Origin of the sequence: Curtobacterium sp. PsM8, from assembly GCF_030433875.1 — a bacterium.
Classification (GTDB): domain Bacteria; phylum Actinomycetota; class Actinomycetes; order Actinomycetales; family Microbacteriaceae; genus Curtobacterium.
Genome location: NZ_JARUXD010000030.1, coordinates 17,063 through 38,285 on the forward strand (window position 1 = coordinate 17,063; position 21,223 = coordinate 38,285).

Here is a 21,223-nt window from a genome sequence, read left to right on the forward strand (position 1 = left end):
GGAGTGCCACGACGCTTCCGCCTACAGTGGGCGTGTGTGGCGAGTGGACAGGACGACCGGCGATGAGGACGACGTGACGAACGACGACGCCTCGGTCGACGGCGATGCGACGGAGGGCACGGACCTGCCCGACGAACGGTCCGCGCTGCGCCCCGAACTCCAGGTCACCAGCCCGCACGCGATCAGCCTCGGCGACCCGCGTCTCACCGCGGGCAACGCCGCCGAGCCCGCGTGGGACGCCTGGCGCGAGCAGCTCGCCGGCGTCGGGGGCACCAGCCCGCTCGTGCACTTCGCCGACCACCCGCGCGGCCGCATCGAGCTGTCGACGACGCACCCGGGCGGCCTCGCCCAGTTCATCACCGGCAAGACGACCCTGCTCTCCAGCCTGATCCGCGACGAAGTGGCGCTCCGAGCCGCCCGCGTCGCAGCCGGGCACGTCGAGGCGAAGGGCACCGAGCTCGCGACGGTCCGGGGCATCGACGCGGTGAAGCTCGGCATCGGCATCGCCGACTGGCAGCACGGCGACGACCACTTCCGCGGACCCGTCCTGCTCCGTCCGCTGGCGATCCGCCGCCACGGTCGGGACTTCGAGGTCCGCCTGCTCGGCGAACCCGTCCTCAACCCGGGCCTGTCCGACGCCCTCCGCGAGCAGTTCGGGGTGACCCTCGACGCGCAGTCGTTCGTCGCCCTCGCGCAGCAGGACGGCTCGTTCACGCCGAACCCGGTGATCGACCGCCTCCGTGGTCTCACCGCACACATCCCCGGCTTCTCCGTCCACGCCCGACTGGTCGTGTCGACGTTCGCCGAGGTCGCGACCGGGCTCGTCGAGGACACCGACGACCTGGCACACCCCGTGCTCGACGCCCTCGCCGGCAACCCCAGCGCCAAGTGGCAGGTCGAGCAGTCGTACCACCCGGTCGAGCAGACCCCCTCGGACGAGCGCAGCCCGGAGACGGACACGCTCCTGCTCGACGCCGACGACGAGCAGGAGAACGTGATCGCGCAGATCACGGCCGGCAACTCCATCGTCGTGAAGACCCTGCCCGGCACCGGCGGCACGCAGACGATCGTGAACGCCCTGGGCGGACTGGTCGCGGCGAACAAGCGCGTGCTCGTGGTCAGCCCGCGCCGTGCGACCCTCCGCGGCATCGCGGCCCGCTTCGGCGAGGTGCACCTGCCGGGCGTCGCCGTCACGCCGGGCACCCTGCGCCGGGACGTCGTCCGGGCCATCGCCCGCAACGAGAAGGCCAGCCGCCCGAACCTCCGCGAGGTCGACGACGCCCTGGTCCGGCTCCGCAAGGTCCTCACCGACTACCGCGGCGCCCTGACCCGTACCGACCCGGACTTCGGCGTCAGCGTGCTCGACTGCTTGGTCGAGCTGTCGCGGCTGTCCCTGCTGCCGGTCGCCCCCTCCACCACGGCCCGGTTGTCCAAGCAGTCCGTCGTGTCGATGGTGTCCGGTCGCGCCCGCGTCGCCGAGACGATGGTCAGCGCCGCGAACCTCGGCGAGTTCCGCTACGGCCCGGACGACTCGCCCTGGTACGGCGCGAAGTTCAACTCGAGCGACGGTGCCCAGCGCGCCCACGCGACGGCGCAGGAGCTCGACGGCGGATCGTTGCCGGCCCTCCTGCAGCGTGCGCACGACCTGGTTGCGTCGACGCACATGCGGCAGTTCACGACGATCAACGAACTCGGCATCTACCTGCGCTTGCTCACCGAGATCCGCGACACCCTCGACCGCTTCCTGCCGATCGTCTTCGACCGGTCGGTGTCCGAGCTCGTCGCCGCCACCGCACCCCGGGGCGAGGGCGCGCCGATGTCGAGCACGAACCGGCGCCGGCTGAAGAAGCTCGCGCGTGAGTACGTCCGACCGGGCGTCCACGTCTCCGACCTGCACGAGGCACTCACCCGCGTGCAGCAGCAGCGGGTCCTCTGGCAGCGCTACGTCGCCGCCGGCGTGAACCCCGAGGTCCCCACCGGCATCGCCGACGTCCAGGTGCTGTTTTCGAACGTCGTCGAGGACCTCGCGCGTCTCGACGAGCCGCTCGGCCGCGCCAGCCGTGACCAGCAGCTCGCGAACCTGCCGATCGAGCGCCTCGTGCCGACGATCGCCGAGCTCGCCGCCGAGTCCGACGTCCTGCACAACCTGCAGGAGCGCACCGAGCTGATGCAGACGCTCCGCGACCTGCAGCTCGAGCCGCTCCTCACCGACCTGGCGAACCGGCACGTCCCCGACGTGCAGGTGCCCGCCGAACTCGAACTCGCCTGGTGGCAGTCCGCGCTCGAGACCATGCTCGAGTCCGACCGGGCACTGCTGGGCGCGAACACCGACATGCTCGACCGGGTCGAGGCCGACTTCCGTCTGGTCGACGACGCACACGCGGCCGGGGTGTCCCAGGGCCTCGCGTGGCAGCTCGCCGAGAACTGGAAGGTCGGGCTCGTCGACTGGCCGGAGGAGTCCGCCGCGCTGAAGAGCCAGCTCCGCGACGGCGCGATCACCTCCCGCCTGCTGCACGACTCGGCACCCCACCTGTCCCGTGCGATCGCCCCGGTCTGGCTCGCCTCGCCGTACGAGGTCGCGCAGATCGCGGACACGATGCCGTTCGACACGGTGATCCTCGTCGACGCCGGAGCCGTCACCATCGCTGAGACCGTCGGTGCCGTCCGTCGTGCCCGCCAGACCGTCGTCTTCGGCGACCCGGTCACGCAGACCCCGTCGCCGTTCCGCATCGCCGTCGATCCGGAGCACCGCGCCCTGCAGGTCGACGAACAGACCCTCGACGCCCTGCACGCGGACTCCGCCCTGGCGAAGCTGTCCACGCTGCTGCCGACCCTGTCGCTCACCCGCTCGTACCGGGCCGGCGGCGAGGACCTGGCAGAGCTCGTCAACCGTCGCTTCTACGGCGGCCGGATCGAGTCGCTGCCCTGGGCCGGCTCGTTCCTCGGCCACGGCTCGATCGCGCTCGACTACGTCAGCGAGGGCAAGGCCGTGCCGGACCCCGAGTCCGGTGCCGTCGAGAGCGTCGACGCCGAGGTGGACCGTGTCGTCCGTCACGTCATCGAGCACGCCCGCACCCGGCCGACCGAGTCGCTCATGGTCATCACGGCCTCGGCGAAGCACGCCGTCCGGGTCGAGCAGGCCGTCCTCGCCGCCGCGCAGGGGCACAAGGACCTCACCGAGTTCGTGATCGGCGACCGTCCCGAGCCGTTCATCGTGGCCACGCTCGAGCAGTCCGTCGCGCAGAGCCGTGACCGCGTCGTGTTCTCGATCGGCTACGGCCGGACCCCGCACGGCCGCGTCCTCCGCGACTTCGGCCCGCTCGGCAAGCCCGGCGGGGAGCGCCTGCTCGCCGTCGCCATGACCCGTGCCCGCCGGTCGATGGTCATCGTGACGTGCTTCCAGCCGTCCGACATCGAGGCCGAGCGGATGGGCCACGGCACCGTCGCCCTCGCCGAGATCCTGGCCGAGGTCCGCGCCCGCACCACCGCCGAGTACGTGCCGGACGACTCCGACCCGCTGCTCGTCGACCTGGCCCGCCGACTCGAGATGCGCGGCATCCCGGTCGCGCTCGGCCACCGCGGCAAGCTCGGCCTGGTCGCCGCGCACGGCGGGGTCTGCGTCACGATCGAGACCGACGCGTCGCTGGTGAAGGGGTCGCTGCGCGAGTCGCTGCGCCTCCGGCCCGAGGTGCTCCGCCGTCTCGGCTGGCACTACGTCCGCGTGCACGCGTTCCAGCTGTTCTCCGACCCGGACCGGGTCGCGAACACGGTCGCGCAGGTGCTCGGCGTCGACCGCGGCGCCACCCAGGAGATCTCGATCCCCCCGGTTCCCGCATGCCGATGAGCATCGCCCTCCCGCTCGTGACCGTCGGTTCCGGCCGCTCGTGACCGCTCGGCCCGCCCGTCGAGCGGCCCGCCCGGCTGGCCCGGTCACATCGACCACGGAGCAGCTCACCGGTGCGTGGACGCCGGAGGCGACCACCCCACGGACGGGAGGCGCGCAACCGACCGCAGCCGAGCCTCCCGTCCCGCAGGGGGTCGCGGACACGTCGCCCGCGCCGTCCGTCGGTGTCGTCCGGTCCGGCCGTCGCGTCACCACCAGGCCCGTCCCCGGCAGCGACCCGACCCCGTCACCCGAGCCCCCGCGGCACGGGACGGGGGAGAACGACGACCGGCTCCTCCGCGACCGGCCGCCGCACTGGGGCTGACCGGTACGCTGGGGGTCCTGAACCCCGAACGGAAGCGTGTGATGACGGAGCCCTCCCGGCGGACCCGGCCCGACTGGCAGACGTGGCCGAACCTCATCACGATGGTGCGGTTCGTCCTCATCCCGGTCTACGTGGCGCTCGTCGTCGCCGGCCACCCCGGATGGGCACTGACCTCGCTGGTCGTCCTCGGCGTCAGCGACTGGGCGGACGGGTTCCTGGCCCGCCGCCTGCACCAGGAGTCCGAGCTCGGCAAGGCCCTCGACCCGATCGCCGACCGGCTGGCGATCGTCGCGATCGTGCTGTCCCTCGTGCTCGTCGGGTTGCTGCCGTGGATCGTCGTCGTCATCGTGGTCACGGTCGACCTGGCGCTGCTCGCCCTGTCGAGTGCGTGGTTCCGCGGCAACCCGGGCCTCCGCGTGACGTGGACCGGCAAGATCCGGTCGGCGCTGCTGTTCGTCGGGCTGCCGGTGCTGCTGTTCTCGTCCACCTCGGTCGCGGTGGACCACCACTGGATCCGGAACGTGGCGCTCGTGTTCGTCTGGCTCGGCACGGTCGGGCACGTCCTGGCCGGGCTGCAGTACGCGGCGGAGATGTCCCGGAAGCACCGGACGCAGCGCGCCCCGGCGTAGGCGCCTGCGCCGCGGCCGGCGGTCCCGGCGCGCCTGGCCAGGTCGCACAACACGCCGCTCACCTCGTGGGCAAACGGCGTGTTGTGCGATCTCGGCGTGACGTCTGCGGCGGTTCGTGCGACCTCGGGAGGCCCGGCTCGGCCCCGCCGCGCCGCTCGTGAGCCCGATGGGCTGAGGGACTACAGCTTCGTCGAGCCGGCGATGCCGGGACCCTCGGGAGCGGTCGACGGTGCGACGTGGGCACCACCGCCGGTCGGCACGGACGCCTCGTCACCACCCTGTCGACGGAGCAGGTCGCGGATCTCGAGCAGCACCTCGACGTCGGTCGGCGGGACGTCCTGCGGCGTCTGCTCCTCGTTCTTCTTCACCCGGTCGAACGCGACCTTCTTCAGGTGGTTCACCGGCACCACGAGGGCGAAGTACACGACCGCGGCGACGATGACGAAGTTCAGGACGGCACCGATGATCGCGCCGAACAGGATCTTCGCGCTGCCCCCGGACACGGTGGGGATCTTCCAGATCAGTGCCTGATCGAGGCTCGACGCGTTGAACACCGCACCGATGAGCGGGTTGATGAGCGAGTTCACGATCGTCGTGACGATGGCGGTGAACGCGGCGCCGATGACGACCGCGACGGCCAGGTCGATGACGTTGCCGCGGAGCAGGAACTCCTTGAAGCCCTTCACGTGAGCCCCCCTTCTGTCGTGGACGGCCACCGTGCGGTGACCCGCTCCAACCTATCCAGAGGGCGCGGAGTCGGTCAGGATCCCGAGGCCGACGATCCTGCGCTCGACGTGCTCGGCTTGCTCGCGGACGACCCGGAGCCGGACGAACCCGACCCGGAGCTGGACGAACCGGACCCGGACGACCCGGAAGCGGAGGACCCGGACGAGCTCGACCCCGAGCCGCCCCCGCCCTCGCTCTTCGGCGCCGGCCGCGAGTCCGTCCGGTAGAAGCCGCCCCCGTTGAAGGTCACGCCGACCGGCGAGAAGACCTTGCGCAGGACCCCGCCGCAGACCGGGCACTCGGTCAGGGTGGCGTCGGAGAACGACTGCTTGATGTCGAACGCGTTGTCGCACTCGGTGCAGCGGTACGAGTAGGTGGGCACGTCAGCTCCGGAACGTGATGATGCGCGACGGCGTGATGATGCCGTCCACGGGTTCGTCGTGGGCTTCGCGCGGGACCTCGTCGAGGTACTCCGCATCGAACACCACAGCATAGACGGGCGGGCGCTTCGCCATGGACCCGAGCGTCTTGTCGTAGTAGCCCCGGCCCCAGCCCATCCGGACGCCGTCGTGGCCGACCGCGGCGGCGGGGGTGAGGATCGCGTCGACGTCGTTGATCGCGAGGGGGGAGAGGATCTCGCCGACGACCTCGGGCATCCCGAACAGGCCCTCGCGCTCGGAGGTGCCGTCGCCGACCGCCCAGTCGAGCAGCCCGTCCTCCCGGGTGACGGGCAGGAGCACGCGGATGCCCTGCTCGAACGCCCAGTTGAGGAACGGCCGGACGTCGGGTTCGTCGGGCGCCGAGAGGTAGACGGCGACCGAGGCGATCTGCCGCTCCTCGACGAACCGCTGCAGGGTCGCGGTGAGGGACAGGGACTCGGTGTCGCGTTCGGTCGAGGTCCGGCTGCGCCGCCGCTGCCGGAGGTCGGCTCGCAGGGCACGCTTCTCGTTCCCGAGATCGGCGGTCATGGCGACGAGTGTAGCGATCGCGGGTGATGCGGCTTCCCGCCGATCTCGGTGTCCCCCTATCCGTTGACATGCCTCGGAAAAGGGGATCGGATACGGTCGCTGCATGGGCTTCCAGATTTCGAAGGCCGTGATCCCCGCTGCAGGGCTGGGCACGCGCTTCCTCCCCGCGACCAAGGCGATGCCGAAGGAGATGCTCCCCGTCGTCGACAAGCCGGCCATCCAGTACGTCGTGGAAGAGGCCGTCGACGCGGGCCTCACCGACGTCCTCATGATCACCGGGCGCAACAAGAACGCGCTCGAGAACCACTTCGACCACGTGTCCGAGCTCGAGGAGACCCTCCGCAAGAAGGGCGATCACGAGAAGCTGCAGAAGGTCAACCAGTCGACCGACCTCGCGGACATGCACTACGTCCGGCAGGGTGACCCGCTCGGCCTCGGCCACGCGGTGCTCCGCGCGAAGATGCACGTCGGCCGCGAGCCGTTCGCCGTGCTCCTCGGCGACGACATCATCGACGCCCGCGACCCGCTGCTGAAGCGCATGATCGAGGTCCAGGGCGAGAAGAACGCCACGATCGTCGCCCTCCTCGAGGTCCCGGAGTCGCAGACCCACCTCTACGGCATCGCGACGGTCGAGCCGACCGACACCGACGACGTCGTGAAGATCACCGGCCTGGTCGAGAAGCCGGCACAGGGTGAAGCCCCCTCGAACCTGGCCATCATCGGCCGCTACGTGATCCGCCCCGAGGTCTTCGACGTCCTCGAGAAGCAGGAGCCCGGCAAGGGCGGCGAGATCCAGCTGACCGATGCGCTCATGAAGATGGCGAGCGCCGAGGAATGGACAGGGGGCGTGTACGGCGTCGTGTTCCGTGGACGCCGCTACGACACCGGTGACAAACTCGACTACATCAAGGCGATCGTGCAGCTCGCCTCGGACCGTGCGGACCTCGGGCCGGACCTCAAGTCCTGGCTCAAGGAGTTCAACGCGGGCGAATGAGTCGACCCATCCCGCACGGGTCCGGTGCACCCGGGCCCGTGCGGGACACCCGTCCCGACCAGATCGGGACCCCGGAGGAACCAGAAGCGATGACGACGATCCCGACCCTCACCCACGGGCGGGTCACCATCCGCCCCCTCCGGGTCCGTGACTCCCGCGACCTCGACCTCGCGCTCGCCGGCAACCGCTCCTGGCTCCGCACCTGGGAGGCGACGAACCCCTCCGGCATGGCGTCGTCAGACGTCCGCGGGAGCATCCGCGCACTGCAGGCGAACGCCCGGGCCGGGTTGGGCCTCCCGTTCGCGATGGAACTGGACGGTCGGTTCGTCGGCCAGCTCAACGTGTCCGGGATCACCTACGGCTCGCTCGCCAGCGCGTCGATCGGGTACTGGGTCGTGCAGGACGCGGCCGGACACAACGTGACCCCGACCGCGGTCGCCCTGGCGGCGGACCACTGCTTCCGCGTCGTCGGCATCCACCGTCTCGAGATCTGCATCCGTCCGGAGAACGCGCCGAGCCTCCGCGTCGTCGAGAAGCTCGGCTTCCGGTACGAGGGTCTCCGTCGTCGGTACATCCACATCAACGGCGACTGGCGTGACCACTTCTGTTTCGGTCTCGTCGGCGAAGAGGTACGTGACGGCGTCCTCGACCGCTGGGTCCGCGGACAGGTCCCACTCGGCACCGGGCGCGTGCCCGACGAGGCCTGGGACGAAGCGGCCGTGCCGCTCCCCGTCTCGCCGCATGGCTGAGTCGGTCCGTAGCCACCGGTCCGCCTGACACGGCTGCCGTTCGGGAGGCCCGCCCCCGTCCGACGGATCCGTCGCGACTCGCTCGACACGCTCCCGGCAATGGGCGTCCCGGCGGTGCGCTCCCCCTACCGTTGCCCCATGGGATTCGGGACCTGGGGCGGCGGCGTCGTGCTGCTCGTGGCGGCAGTGCTCTGGGTCGTGTACCTGATGCCCGCGTGGGCAGCGAGACGCGAGTACCTGGCGACCGAGCGGAACGCCATCCGACTGCAGCAGACCCTCCGCATCCTGGCGCAGACCGCCGAGCTGCCGGACGAGGTGCGCGTCGAGATGAACGCGAAGTCCCTCGCCGAGGCCCAGCGCGTCGCCCGTTCCGAAGAGGCCAAGCGTGCCGCCATCGTCCGCGCCCACGAGGCCGCACGGCAGCGCGAGATCACCCGTCGTCTGGCCGCCCAGGCCCCCGTCCTCGAGCAGGTGTCCTCCGTGCCCGCACTGACCGCGATGCGGATGCGTCGCTCCCGCCTCGGCGCCACGATCCTCGGCACGCTCGGGCTCGTCACCGCGCTCGTCGTCCTGGTCACAGCGCCCGGGGCCTGGATCCTCGCCGTCGCCGGACTCGTCGCCGCTGCGGGGTCCGCCGCGGTGCTCGCGCAACTGCACCAGGTGGCGACCGCACGGCGCCGTCGGGCCGCAGCCGGTGCGCCGGAGCAGCGCCGTGCCTCCCGTCCGGCCAGCACCTGGACCGACCCCGCACCGCCACTGACGACCGAGCAGCCCGAGGCTGCACCGGTCGAGCGGACGTGGACACCCGGGGCCGTCCCGAAGCCGCTGTACGTGCAGGCCCCCGCAGCGCCCGAGCCGTCGCCGGAGTCGTCGGCCGTGCTCGCTGCCCGGCTGCGGGAGCGGGTCGCGCAGGCGAAGGCCGAGGCCGAAGCCGAAGCCGCGGCGATCCGGGCCGGTGAGTCCGACCCCTCGCTCGCACGGGTGTCGCGGATGCGCGCCGACGTCGAGGAGGCCGCGGCGGCACTGTCGTCGCACGACCAGGGACGGCTCGCGGAGCGGCTCGGCCTGCGGGCGGCGCCGGCGGCCGGCCCGGAGGCGGCGGCCGGCCCGGAGGCGGCGGCCGACCCGGAGGCGACTGGGTCCGCACCCGAGCCCGAGGCCCCGTCCGCGCCGAGCCGCTGGGCCGGGATGGGTGTGATCGGCGACGACGCGTACGGGCAGACCGACCTCGACGCGATCATGCGTCGACGTCGCGCCGTCTGACCGACAGCGGCACGCCCGACCGCCGCGGCCCGATTTCGGATCGCTGCACCGCGGTGCTATCGTGGTCGAGCACTTGGGGCTATGGCGCAGTTGGTAGCGCGTCTCGTTCGCAATGAGAAGGTCAGGGGTTCGAATCCCCTTAGCTCCACCAAGTAGGACGACAGGCTCGGAACCATCGGTTCCGGGCCTTTCGTGTTCCGGGCCGGTCGTGTTGCGAGCCGGTCGTGTTCCAGGGCTGTGGTCTTCCGTGCGTGCGTTCCGCGGTCGGTCCTTGCCGGTGCTCGGCACGGCTGGCACGATGAGCCCCGGACGAAGGAGCCCACCATGACCTCACGATTGAACCCGTACCTCGGCTTCCGCGACGACGCCCGGCAGGCGCTGGAGTTCTACCACTCGGTGTTCGGCGGGGACCTCCGCATCGGCACGTTCGCCGAGATGGGTGCCGTGCAGGACCCGGCGGACGCCGACAAGGTCATGCACGGTCAGCTCGAGACGACCCGGGGCTACGCGCTCATGGCGTCGGACACCCCGGCGTCGATGAGCCGGTCCGAGACGAACAACATCTCGATGTCGCTCTCGGGCGACGGTGACGACGCTGACGACCTCCGCGGCTACTTCACGGCGCTCTCCGACGGCGGGACCGTGCTCGAGCCGTTGACCCAGGCGCCGTGGGGTGACGAGTTCGGCATGGTGACGGACCGGTTCGGCGTGACTTGGCTCGTCAACATCACCGCGACGCAGCCGTCGCTTGACGCCTGACCTGGGGCTCCCGGGTGGGGCTGCCGAGTCGGTCGGCGGATCTCCGACCGCGTCGCCTAGCCTGGGACACGTCATGACTGCCCCGATCACGCGCCGCACCCTCCTGTCCCTCGCCGGCATCACCGGTGTCGGCTTCGTCGCCGCTGCCTGCTCTTCGGACGGACCGGGTGCCGGGTCGTCCTCGGCGGCTCGCGGTTCCGGCGCTGCGGGCTCGGGGGGCGCCTCCAGTCCGACGAAGGAGGCTGCCGCGAAGCCGACCGCCACGTCCGTGCGGCCTGCGGAGGTCCCGCTCGCCGGCGGTGTCACCGTGACGGTCACCGGCACCGGGCTGGCCTCGGTGGCGGGCGTCACGGTCGGCGGAGTCGCCGCTCGCGACGTGTCGGCCACCGCCACGACGGTCACCTTCACGGCCCCGCACCAGGCGATGTACACGGCGGGATCGGCGGACGTCGCACTGTTCACGATCGCGGTCCGTCCGGTGCCCTCGGCGAACCAGACCTCGGACGGCAACGGCAGCGCGGCCAACGACGGCCAGGTCGGCGCGACCCAGGACTCCACGACGGCGACGCCCACCCCGACGACGGCTGCCGTGCCGGATGCGAGCTCCGCGGTCGCGACCACGACGGTGGCCTACGCCGCGAAGACCGACGTCGACCGGCAGCTGCAGTACGCCATGCGGCACTGGTCGGACTACAACACCGCCGAGTACGGCACCATGAACCCGATCGGCGGGGACTGCGCCAACTACGTGAACCAGACGCTGCAGGCCCGCGGGTGGCAGCAGCGCAGCGACTGGTACAACCGGGCCGGTGGCGCGGAGCACTCCGCCACCTGGACCTACTGCCCGGCGATGGACCCGTGGCTCGACCAGAACGCGTCGACGTTCGGGTTGACGCGGCGGACCTCCGACGAGCGACAGCACGTCAAGGTCGGCGACATCGTCATGTTCGACTGGAACGCGAACGGCTCGCCGGACCACACGACCATCGTGTCCGAGGTGTTCACCGAGTCCGACGGCACGATCCGCATCAAGTCGGCGAGCCACAACCAGGACGGGCCGTACCGGGACCTCGACGAGATGATCACCGTGCAGCACCCGGGCGGGACCGCCTGGTTCCACACGTTCGACGCGTAGGGCGCCAGGGGTCACCCGACGCGGAGCGCCGGGGTCGCCCGACGCGGGACGCCAGGGCCACCCGACGCGGAGCGCCGAGGTCCCCCGATGCGGAGCGCGTCAGGGGAACCCGAGGAACCAGAGCAGTACGACCGCGACGGCCTGCAGGCACACGCCCGTGACGAGCCACCCGACGGCCCGGCGCCGCGTCGCCAGGAACACGTCCGACCCGAGCAGCGGCGCGGCCGGCATGAGCAGCCGCGGCAGGCTCTGCTGCGGCAGGAACACCGCGACCAGGTAGGCGACGTAGGCGACGACGAAGCCGAGGACCTCGGGCCCGAGAGCCCGGACGTCACGTCGGCCGAGGAACCACGCCGTGCCCGCGAGCACCACCACCACGAGGACGAGTCCCGCCGGCCCCAGCCACCGTCCGGCCATCAGGAACCACGGCGTCAGCGGGGTGAAGTCGACCCGGCCGACGAACCCGACCCACCAGGACAGCTCCGTGTCGAGGTACGCCCCCGGACGCCCGGTGACCGCCGACGCGACGACCGGCCAGGCGAGTCCGGCCGCGGCCACCACCAGCCCGGCGATGACGACTGCCACGCGCTCCCGCCACGGGAACGGATCGCGTCCGCCGACAGCGGGCGCGTCGACAGCGGGCGCACCGACAAGGGGCGCGCCGACAGCGGGCGGACCGACAACAGGTCCGGCGACCGCTCGGGCCGCGCCCTGCGCTGCAGAGCCCCGCCGGTCCGCGACCCAGCGCACGACCAGGTGCACCGCGAGCGCCACAGCCAGCGCCAGCACCCCCGGCCGGGTGAACGCCGCGACGACGCCGAGCACCGCCACCAGCCAGTAGCGCCGCCGGACCAGAGCGAGCAGCGCGGCGAAGAGCAGCAGCAGGAACATGCTCTCGGCGTAGGCGACCTGCAGCAGGTACCCGGTCGCGCCGAACGCGAAGAGGGCCGTCGCCCACCGGGCACGTCGGGCGTCGGCGACCGCCAGCACGAGCCGGAACAGCACGACGCAGGCACCGGCACCGCAGACCGTCGCGACCAGGACCCCGGCCACCCAGAACGAGGCACCGGTCACGGACATCACCGCACGCACCACCCCGGGGAACACCGGCAGGAACGCCCACGGGTTCGGCACCACGTGGCCGGAGCCGTCGGTCGGCAGATCGTGGGGGTACCCGTCTTCGGCGATGGTCCGGTAGAAGGACGCGTCCCACGACCCGGAGAACGTCGCGAACGACGGGTCGCGCCGGTACGAGGCGAAGTGCCAGCCGTTCGCGGTCGCCAGTAGGTAGACGGTGCCGAGCAGGACCGTGCTGACCACGCGGGAGGCCAACCACAGCAGCAGGGGAGTGGTCCACCTGCTGGAGCGTGCCTCCAGGACGGCCGTCACCGTCCGACGGAGGCGAGTCGGCGCGGAGGCCCGGGTCGTCTCCAGCAGGTCCGTCACGCGCACGATCCTCCCAGACCCGGTGGTGTCCACTCGCCGCACGACGGCCAGGCCACGTCCAGCGGCCGGGCGTTGCATCGCGGTCGTTCCCTGGACACCAACCACCTGGAGGCACCATGCCGTTCATCACCGTCGGAGCCGAGAACGGGCACGACATCGACCTGCACTACGACGACTTCGGCACTGGTGCCCCGGTCGTCCTGATCCACGGGTGGCCGCTGTCCGGCCGGTCGTGGGAGGGCCAGGTCCCCGCGCTCGTCGCGGCCGGCCACCGGGTCATCGCCTACGACCGTCGTGGCTTCGGACAGTCGTCGCAGCCGTGGGGCGGCTACGACTACGACACGTTCGCCGCGGACCTCGACAAGCTGATCACCGAGCTCGGCCTCTCGGACGTCACCCTCATCGGGTTCTCGATGGGCGGCGGCGAACTCGCCCGCTACGTCTCCACCTACGGCACCGGCAAGGTCGCCAAGCTCGTCTTCGCCAGCGCGGTGCCGCCGTACCTGTGGAAGTCGGACGAGAACCCGGACGGCGGCGTCGACCAGGGCCTGGCGGACTGGTTCGCGAACGGCATCACCGGCGACCGTCCGGCGTTCCTGCACGAGTTCGTCGACAAGTTCTACACGGCCGGCGGCACGGTGTCGTTGACGCACAAGCCGCTCGTCAGCGACGACCAGCGGGCCTACGACCTGGCGATCGCGGAACTCGCGTCGCCGAAGGGCACGCTCGACTGCACCGTCGCGTTCGCCACGACGGACTTCCGTGACGACCTGACGAAGGTGGACGTGCCGACGCTCGTCATCCACGGCGACGCCGACGGGATCGTCCCGTTCGAGGTCTCCGGCAAGCGGACGGCCGAGGCGATCCCGAACGCGCAGGTCCACGTCATCGAGGGTGGGCCGCACGGCGTCCTCGCGTCGCACCGCGACGAGTGGAACGAGGCGGTGCTGCGCTTCCTGGCGCAGTAGCCGGATCGCTGCACGGCGGCGGCCCGGCGGGCTGTCGCGATGACGGACGGGAGGCCCGTGACCAGCTGGTCGCGGGCCTCCCGTCCGTCGTCGTGTCCGGTCCGGGGTCGGTCAGTGTCCGAGGACCGCCCGGCGGATCCGCTCGATGGGCTCCTTCGGCGTGCGGTCGGCGTTGAGGAGCCCGTTCGTCTCCTGCATCGTGTCGGTGAGCTGCGTCCAGCAGCTGCCGGCCAGGAACGAACTCGTGCGGACGGCGTCGTACAGCGCGGTGACGCGGGCGATCCAGTCGTCGCCGTCCGCCGCCGTGGTGTAGCCCCACGCGTCGTCGCGCTGCGCGCCGGGTTGGTGGTTCACGCCGCCGAACTCGGTCAACATCACCGGCTGCCCACGGTCCACCGCGCCGCCCACCAGGATCAGGCGGTCTGCCGGCCCGAGCCCCGCGAGCAGACGGGTCCGCGCCGCGTCGTCGGCGTAGGTCCGCGCCAGCCGGTCGCCGTCGCCCTCGTAGTCGTGCACCGAGAGGATGTCCGAGTCCGGGTGCTCCCAGCCGTCGTTGGAGATCACCGGCCGGGTCGCGTCGAGTGCCCGGGTGACGTCCGCCAGCGCCCGGGCGTACGCCTGCTGCGCCGGGTCGGTGGCGATGTGCTGCACGCCCCAGCTCTCGTTCGCCGGCACCCAGGTCACGATCGAGGGGTGTGAGGCATCCCGTTCCACGGCGTCCATCCACTCGCGCATCAGCCGCTGCACCGCGGTGGGCGAGAACGCGTAGGCGCCGGGGGCCTCGCCCCAGACCATCAGGCCCAGTCGGTCCGCCCAGTACAGGAAGCGCGGGTCCTCGATCTTCTGGTGGTTCCGGGCGGCGTTGAACCCGAGCTCCTTGATGAGCTCGACCTCGCGGCGGAGGGCCTGTCGCGTCGGCGCGGTCAGGTGCGAGTCCGGCCAGTAGCCCTGGTTGAGCACGCTCCGCACGTCGATGCTGCGGTCGTTGAGCAGGAACCGGCCACCGCCGATCCGCGTGGTGCGGACGCCGAAGTAGGAGCTGACGGCGTCGGCGGCAGCCCCGGTCGGTGTCACCAGGGTGACGACCGCGTCCACCAGGCGTGGTGTGTCCGGGCTCCACTGCAGCTCCTGCTCCGCCTGACCGTTCGCCTGGCGGGCGATCGGCACGACCAGCTCGCACTCGTGCGCGGTCGGGCCGACGGTGGTCTCGACCGTGGCGAGGTGCTCGTCGTGCTCCGTCCAGGTCGCCTCGACCCGGAGGCGCGTGCCGGCCGGGTGCTCGCCCGTCAGCCGGACGGTCAGCCGCATCGTCTCGTGGTCGACGTTCGTCCAGCGCAGCGAGCGGATCGCGGTCGTCGGGACGGCCTCGAGCCAGACGGTCTGCCAGATCCCGGTGGTGCGGCGGTACCAGATGTCGTGCGCCTGCTCGTGCCAGTCCTGCTTGCCGCGGGGCTGGGTGAGGTCGTGCGGGTCGTCCTCGGCGCGGACCACGAGGGTGTGGGACGTCGTGCTGCCGGTGCCGGTGCTGCCGGTCTCGGTGTCGGTGTCGGTGTCGGTGTCCGTGTCGCCGTCGGTGTTCGGGGCGCCGGCGAGCGCCTCGGTCACGTCGAGGGTGAAGGGGGTGTGGCCGCCCTCGTGCTCGCCGATGAACTGCCCGTCGATCCAGACCCGCGCCCGGTGGTCGACCGCGCCGAAGTGCACCAGCACGCGAGGTGCGTCCGCCCCGAACCCGGCCGCGGTCAGGTCCGCCGCCGTGATCTGCCGCGAGTACCAGACCACCGGGTGGAAGCCCGGCTCGTCGATGCCCGAGGCGACGGACTCCGGCGGGAACGGCACCCGGATGTCGCGAGCGTCCGGGAACCCGTTCCGCCACGCGGGGTCGTCGCCGGTGTTGCGGAAGGACCAGGTGCCGTCGAGGTCCGCCCAGTGGGAGCGCATCATCTGCGGACGCGGGTACTCGCCGTCCTGACGACTGGCGAGCGGGAGGACAGGAGCGGCGTCGTTGCCGAGGTGCGCGTTCATGACCCCATGCTGGCGGACGCGGTACATCGTTGTACAGGGGCTGGAGGCGGCCGTTCCGAGCGTGTGCGGCCCTCCGCGACCCGCAGACCACACAGGTCCGGAAAGCGCGAGTGCCGCACTCCCGCAGCGGCTTGCGCGAACGCGCAAGAGTGCCCCGCAGCCCCTTGTCGCGTGGTCGGCGCTCCGCCTAGCGTCCTCAGCACGACGCCGTACCGACCGTCGTGCGAGCCACCCACTCGCCGACCGTCCGCGCCCGGCCACCCACCGAGCGCCCCGGATCATCCACCCTGCCAGTCCGAAGGACCCGAACCCATGGACACCCTGGCCGCGCTCGCCGCATCCCAGACATCGACCCAGGTCGTCATCGACCAGCTCGTCGCCTTCGGCCACGAAGCCCTCAAGTACGTGCCCGTCGGCATCGCCGGTGTGATCGTGTGGGCCCTGTGGCTCTACCGCGTCGTGCTGTCGGCGCGGGCGAAGCCGGTGGTCAACGGCTTCCGCACCACGACCTCCGTCGTCGTGCCGAGCTACCACGAGGACCCCGACATCCTGCTCCGTTGCCTCGACACCTGGCGCTCGCAGAACCCCGACGAGATCATCATCGTGCTCGACATCGCCGACACCGAGGCGTACCAGCGCATCGTCGCCGTGGGCGACCCGACCGTGAAGCCGATCTTGTTCCACCACGTCGGCAAGCGCAGCGCCCTCGGCCAGGGCATCCGGCTCGCCCGGTACGACGTCGTGGTCCTCGTGGACTCCGACACCAGCTGGGAGCCGGGACTGCTCGAGAACGTGCAGATGCCCTTCGTCGACACCACCGTGGGCGGTGTCGGGACGCAGCAGAACGTCTACCAGCGGAACTCGAGCATCTGGCGGATCATCGCCGACTGGCTCGTCAACCTGCGCTACTTCAACTACGTGCCCGCCATGGGTGCCGCCGGTGCGGTGCCGTGCCTGTCCGGACGCACCGCCGCCTACCGTCGCTCGGCCGTCCTGCCCGTGCTCGACAACCTCGAGAACGAGTTCTTCCTCGGCCGCCGCTGCGTCGCCGGTGACGACGGTCGTCTCACCTGGCTCGTGCTCGCCTCGGGCTTCAAGACCGTGCACCAGGAGAGCGCCAAGGCCCTCTCGATGTTCCCGGCCACCGGCAAGGCGTTCTTCAAGCAGCGCATCCGCTGGAGCCGCAACTCGTACCGCACCTACCTGACGGCCATCGCCAAGGGCTGGATCTGGCGCGTGCCCTTCGTCACGAAGATCACCGTCCTGCAGATCATCCTGACCCCCGTCACCATGGGCATCACCATGTGGTACCTGCTGTTCAGCCGCCTGGAACTCAGCATCGTCGGCGCGGCGTTCACCATCGCCTGGCTGCTCGCCGGTCGTGCCGTCCGTGGGTTCTCCAACCTGCGCCGTCACCCGCTCGACCTCTTCGTCCTGCCGATCCTGGCGATCGTGGTGATCGTCATCGCCCTGCCGATCAAGGTGTTCTCGTTCATCACGATGAACAAGCAGGGGTGGCTGACCCGGCACGCCGACCAGATGGGTGGTGACGGACAGACCGCGGCGACCCTCGACGGTCCCGCATCGCGCCCGGCGGTGCAGACCGCACCGGCCCAGACCGCACCGGTCCCGACGGCGGCACCGATCCCGGCTCTGGCCTTCGCCATGGCGGGAGCGTCCGAGATGGCCATGTCCGCTGCGGGAGCGCCCGAGACCTCCTCGATCGCGACGCCGACACCGACCACGGCGGCACCCGTCCCGGAGGTGCCGGCCCCGGCCACCGCTTCCCAGTCGACCGAGGCCGCGACCGCGACCACGTCGGGAACGCAGCGGGCGTCGCAGCCGGCAGCGGGCCTCCAGGGCGGAGAGGTGGCAGCAGCATGAGCACCAACCCGACCCCCACCACGTCCACCCGTCGTCGCCGTCGCATCGCGACCGCGTCCGCGCTCGTCCTGACGCTCGCCGGCGTCGGTGCCCTGACGCTGCCCACCGCAGCGCAGGCCGCGACCTCCGGGTCCACCTCGACCGCGGCGGAGTCCTCCGTCGTCACGGGCAAGGCCTACCCGGGCAGCCCGAACAAGGAGGCGAAGCTCGTCGCCGCCGAGAACGAACGCATCTACAACGTGCGCGCACTCGCATCGGCAGCACGGTGGAGCGGCCTCGTGACCACCAAGCCCTACCGACTCGCCACGGGCAGCTCGTACACCCTGGTGCTCGTCGCCCGAGGCTCGGCGTACACCGTCAACGACCTCAAGCAGCTCGCGCCCTCGACGTTCGTGAAGCAGCCGGACGGGTCGTACCTGCTCAGCGAGAACATCGTCGTCGAGAACGGCGCGACCCTGCAGCTCGCCAGCCCCGACGGCCTGCACATCCACATGGAGAGCGACGACCGCGGCTTCGTGTCGATCGTCACGCAGGCCGGAGCGCTGCAGATCGCCGGGTCGGCCAAGGCCCCCGTCATCATCGACTCGTGGGACCCGCAGGCCGGCAAGGTCGACACCGACACCACCGACGGCCGTGCCTACGTCCGTGTCCAGGGCGGGACAGCGACCCTGAGCTACGCGTCGTTCCGTGACCTCGGCTTCTGGAGTGGCACGACCGGCGGCGTCTCGCTCACCGGCACCGACCTGTCGACGCTCGACACCGCGTCCGGCACCCAGACGGCGAAGACCCTGCGCACCACGAAGGACGTCTTCGGCACCACCCTGCTGCCGACCGGTGCCGTCGACGGGACCACCCCGGGCGAGAGCACGGCCGCCGGGTCCTACAGCTTCGTCTCGGCGAAGATCCAGCACACCGAGTTCGACGGCAACGCGTACGGCCTGTTCCTCACGAGCGCGGACGGTGTCGTGATGTCGGACTCCACCATCGAGAACTCGCTCATCGACGGCCTCGTGCTCCACCGGTACGTGACGAACAGCACGCTGTCGTCCGTCGATTCGCACGACAACGGCGTGGACGGCATCAAGATGACCCGTGCCTCCACGGGCATCGTGCTCAGCCAGGTCACGGCGAACCGCAACGGCCGCAACGGCATCACGCTGAACGGTGGGGCGCTCGCCGACGGTCCGAACGCCGTCGGCATGCCGACCGGCGACTACGGCAACAACTCCCTGACCGACAGCACCGCGTCCGACAACGGGCGGTACGGTGTCGAGGTGCTCGGGGGCGAGAACGTCAAGGTCAGCGGCTCCACGATGGACGGCAACCGGATGGGCATCGTCGTCGGTCAGGACGCCGTGAAGACCACCGTGCGCAACAACGTCATCAAGGGCTCGACCCAGAACGGCATCTCGGTGCTCGACGGCGTGCGGTCCTCGGAGGTCAGCGACAACACGATCGCGGGCGCCGACATCGGGATCTACAGCAGGGCGTCGGACGCGGACGTGGACGGCAACGAGATCTCCGGCGCACGGACCCACGGCGTGACCGTGGTCGGTGCCTCGAAGGGCACGACCGTGACCGACAACTCGGTGTCCGGCCGCGGACCGAGCGCCATCGACCTTGCACGGTCCGACGACGCGGTTCAGCACGGCAACACCACGACCGGGTGGCACTCCACCAAGCCGCTGCTCGTGACACTGCGCGGGATCTTCCAGCCGCTCACCGTGCTGTGGCTGATCCTGCTGCTCATCGTCGTGGTCGCCGCCATCGGTGGTGTCATCCGCGGCCGCCGGGGCGAGGCCCGCGAGCACCCGTACGCCAAGCTCGCACCGCTGTCCTCGTTCACCCGTGGTGTCGTCGACCCGACCACGCTGGGCCTCCCCGCGTCGCCGATCTCGTCGCCGATGGCCGAAGCCGCCGCGGACCGGGTCGGCACGGACCAGGTGGGCACCGACCGAGTCGGCACGGACCGGGTCGTCTCGGACCACGACGGCAGCCGGCATGCAGCCCACGCCGCACGGTCCGACGGCACCGACGTCGATGCGGCGCTCGCCGCGGCGGCCCGGTGACGCGGATGACGAACCTCTTCGAGCGACATCGCGTCCAGATCCTGTCCGGGGTCGTCGGCCTCGTCGCCGGAGCCGTGATCGTCGGCGGGATCTGGGGTGTCAGCGCAGCGGTGCGCGGCCCCGAGACCGTCGCGGCACCGGCCCCCAGCTCGTCGGCGACGACCGACCCCGGCCACGCCCCGAGTGCGAGCCGCACTCCGCAACTCGGCACCCTCGGTGACGACGGCGGGTCCGACAAAGCCGGTTCCGGGGGCAGCGGGACGAGCGGCGGCACGGCGAACGGCTCCGGTGGGACCGCCACGGCTGCCCCGGCCGCAGCGTGCACGTCGCCGACCATCCGGGTCAGCACCGCGGATGCGCTCAAGTCCGCGCTCGAGGACGCCAAGGCCGGGGACGTCATCGCCCTGGCGAACGGCACCTACGACGGCACCTTCGAGGGCACCGCCACGGGCACGGCCAGCCAGCCCATCGCCCTGTGCGGGGGGAGCGGTGCCGTCCTCGACGGCGGCGACCCGTCCGACGGCTACGTCATGCACCTCGACGGCGGCGCGTACTGGACGCTGTCCGGGTTCACCGTGCAGAACGGGCAGAAGGGCGTGATGCTCGACGACACCCAGCACTCCGTCCTGCAGGGGCTGACGGTCCGGAAGATCGGCGATGAGGCGATGCACGTCCGTGCCAACAGCAGCGACAACACGGTGCGCGGGAACCACGTCTCGGAGACCGGACTCCGCAAGCCGAAGTTCGGCGAGGGGATCTACATCGGATCGTCGAAGAACAACTGGTGCGACGTGTCCGACTGCAAGCCGGACCGCAGCGACCGCAACGTCGTGACGGAGAACACGATCACCGACACCGCGGCCGAGAACGTGGACATCAAGGAGGGGACCACCGGCGGCGTGCTGTCGGACAACTCCTTCGACGGTGCGGGCATGCAGGGGCAGAACCATGCGGACTCCTGGGTCGACGTGAAAGGGAACGGCTGGAGCGTCACCGGGAACCGCGGGGTGCACTCGATCCTCGACGGGTTCCAGACGCACGAGCTGCTGGACGGGTGGGGAACGGACAACACGTTCTCCGGCAACACCGTGGACCTCGGCAACAGCGACGGCGTGGCCTTCGCCTTCCGTCCGGTCCTCGGCAACACGGTGTCCTGCGACAACGACGTGGTCGGCTCGAACGAGTTCTCGACCACGAAGTGCACGTCCTGATCAGAGGCGGGCGAGCAACTCCCGCCCGCGCCTGAGCCGACGGTCGGCCCCCTGCCCGCCGCCCCGCGCGGGTGGGGGGGCCGGGCCCCCGGCCCCCCCCCCGGCCGGGGCGCCAGCCCGCCCGCCGCCCGGGGCGCCGCGGCCGGCAGCGGGGCCGGCCACGTCACCGCCACGAGCGGCGGGGTGGAGGGC

Annotated in this window: 16 protein-coding genes and 1 tRNA gene; 12 read left to right on the top strand and 5 right to left on the bottom strand. The window is 71.4% G+C overall.

What is annotated here, in order from left to right; translation table 11 throughout:
* The first annotated feature begins 73 nt into the window (after positions 1-73).
* Both QCD68_RS08940 and QCD68_RS08945 read left to right on the top strand, forming a co-directional pair.
* Positions 74-3,844 carry an AAA family ATPase gene (locus tag QCD68_RS08940; protein ID WP_441005177.1) on the top strand — a complete coding sequence of 1,257 codons (3,771 nt, stop codon included), beginning with the start codon at positions 74-76 and terminating at the stop codon, positions 3,842-3,844.
* A 405-nt stretch (positions 3,845-4,249) separates the two neighbouring features.
* Complete coding sequence (locus QCD68_RS08945) at positions 4,250-4,837, top strand: CDP-alcohol phosphatidyltransferase family protein (protein WP_111073750.1); 588 nt, start codon at positions 4,250-4,252, stop codon at positions 4,835-4,837.
* Positions 4,838-5,016: 179 nt separating this feature from the next.
* Here the strand turns inward: QCD68_RS08945 and mscL are convergent, their stop codons facing one another.
* The 3 genes from mscL to QCD68_RS08960 all read right to left on the bottom strand — a co-directional run bounded on the left by mscL (position 5,017) and on the right by QCD68_RS08960 (position 6,531).
* A complete protein-coding gene (mscL, locus tag QCD68_RS08950; RefSeq protein WP_301222762.1) occupies positions 5,017-5,523 on the bottom strand; it encodes a large conductance mechanosensitive channel protein MscL in 507 nt (168 codons plus the stop codon).
* A 74-nt stretch (positions 5,524-5,597) separates the two neighbouring features.
* Positions 5,598-5,945 carry an FmdB family zinc ribbon protein gene (locus QCD68_RS08955; RefSeq protein ID WP_301222763.1) on the bottom strand — a complete coding sequence of 116 codons (348 nt, stop codon included), beginning with the start codon at positions 5,943-5,945 and terminating at the stop codon, positions 5,598-5,600.
* Between the two features lies 1 nt (position 5,946).
* A complete protein-coding gene (locus tag QCD68_RS08960) occupies positions 5,947-6,531 on the bottom strand; it encodes a 5-formyltetrahydrofolate cyclo-ligase (protein ID WP_301222764.1) in 585 nt (194 codons plus the stop codon).
* 103 nt (positions 6,532-6,634) lie between these two features.
* Between QCD68_RS08960 and galU the strand changes: the two genes are divergently transcribed.
* The 6 genes from galU (at position 6,635) to QCD68_RS08990 (ending at position 11,431) form a co-directional block, all read left to right on the top strand.
* A complete protein-coding gene (gene galU, locus QCD68_RS08965; protein WP_111073746.1) occupies positions 6,635-7,525 on the top strand; it encodes a UTP--glucose-1-phosphate uridylyltransferase GalU in 891 nt (296 codons plus the stop codon).
* Positions 7,526-7,614: 89 nt separating this feature from the next.
* Positions 7,615-8,274: a GNAT family N-acetyltransferase gene (locus tag QCD68_RS08970; protein ID WP_301222765.1), complete on the top strand. Its 660-nt coding sequence runs from the start codon at positions 7,615-7,617 to the stop codon at positions 8,272-8,274.
* Positions 8,275-8,412: 138 nt separating this feature from the next.
* Positions 8,413-9,537: a hypothetical protein gene (locus tag QCD68_RS08975; protein ID WP_301222766.1), complete on the top strand. Its 1,125-nt coding sequence runs from the start codon at positions 8,413-8,415 to the stop codon at positions 9,535-9,537.
* Positions 9,538-9,612: 75 nt separating this feature from the next.
* Positions 9,613-9,688, top strand: a tRNA-Ala gene (locus QCD68_RS08980).
* 173 nt (positions 9,689-9,861) lie between these two features.
* A complete protein-coding gene (locus QCD68_RS08985) occupies positions 9,862-10,296 on the top strand; it encodes a VOC family protein (RefSeq protein ID WP_301222767.1) in 435 nt (144 codons plus the stop codon).
* Positions 10,297-10,369: 73 nt separating this feature from the next.
* On the top strand, positions 10,370-11,431 hold the full coding sequence (locus QCD68_RS08990) for an amidase domain-containing protein (RefSeq protein ID WP_301222768.1): 1,062 nt from the start codon (positions 10,370-10,372) through the stop codon (positions 11,429-11,431).
* A gap of 99 nt (positions 11,432-11,530) precedes the next feature.
* Here the strand turns inward: QCD68_RS08990 and QCD68_RS08995 are convergent, their stop codons facing one another.
* Positions 11,531-12,877, bottom strand: a complete 1,347-nt coding sequence (locus QCD68_RS08995; protein ID WP_301222769.1) for a hypothetical protein — start codon at positions 12,875-12,877, stop codon at positions 11,531-11,533.
* 116 nt (positions 12,878-12,993) lie between these two features.
* On the opposite strand from QCD68_RS08995, the gene QCD68_RS09000 reads away from it, so the two are divergent.
* Positions 12,994-13,845 (top strand): alpha/beta fold hydrolase, encoded by an 852-nt coding sequence (locus QCD68_RS09000; protein WP_221850493.1) that lies wholly within the window; start codon positions 12,994-12,996, stop codon positions 13,843-13,845.
* A 111-nt stretch (positions 13,846-13,956) separates the two neighbouring features.
* Here QCD68_RS09000 and QCD68_RS09005 read toward each other — a convergent pair whose 3' ends face one another.
* On the bottom strand, positions 13,957-15,867 hold the full coding sequence (locus QCD68_RS09005) for a glycoside hydrolase family 2 protein (protein WP_301222770.1): 1,911 nt from the start codon (positions 15,865-15,867) through the stop codon (positions 13,957-13,959).
* Between the two features lie 312 nt (positions 15,868-16,179).
* Here QCD68_RS09005 and QCD68_RS09010 point away from each other — a divergent pair, with 312 nt between their 5' ends.
* The 3 genes from QCD68_RS09010 to QCD68_RS09020 are packed head-to-tail and all read left to right on the top strand — an operon-like array spanning position 16,180 to position 21,031.
* On the top strand, positions 16,180-17,751 hold the full coding sequence (locus QCD68_RS09010) for a glycosyltransferase (RefSeq protein ID WP_301222771.1): 1,572 nt from the start codon (positions 16,180-16,182) through the stop codon (positions 17,749-17,751).
* Positions 17,748-19,820, top strand: a complete 2,073-nt coding sequence (locus QCD68_RS09015) for a right-handed parallel beta-helix repeat-containing protein (protein ID WP_301222772.1) — start codon at positions 17,748-17,750, stop codon at positions 19,818-19,820. The genes QCD68_RS09010 and QCD68_RS09015 overlap by 4 nt, the downstream gene beginning before the upstream one ends.
* A 5-nt stretch (positions 19,821-19,825) precedes the next feature.
* Positions 19,826-21,031 carry a right-handed parallel beta-helix repeat-containing protein gene (locus tag QCD68_RS09020; protein WP_301222773.1) on the top strand — a complete coding sequence of 402 codons (1,206 nt, stop codon included), beginning with the start codon at positions 19,826-19,828 and terminating at the stop codon, positions 21,029-21,031.
* Positions 21,032-21,223: the final 192 nt, after the last annotated feature.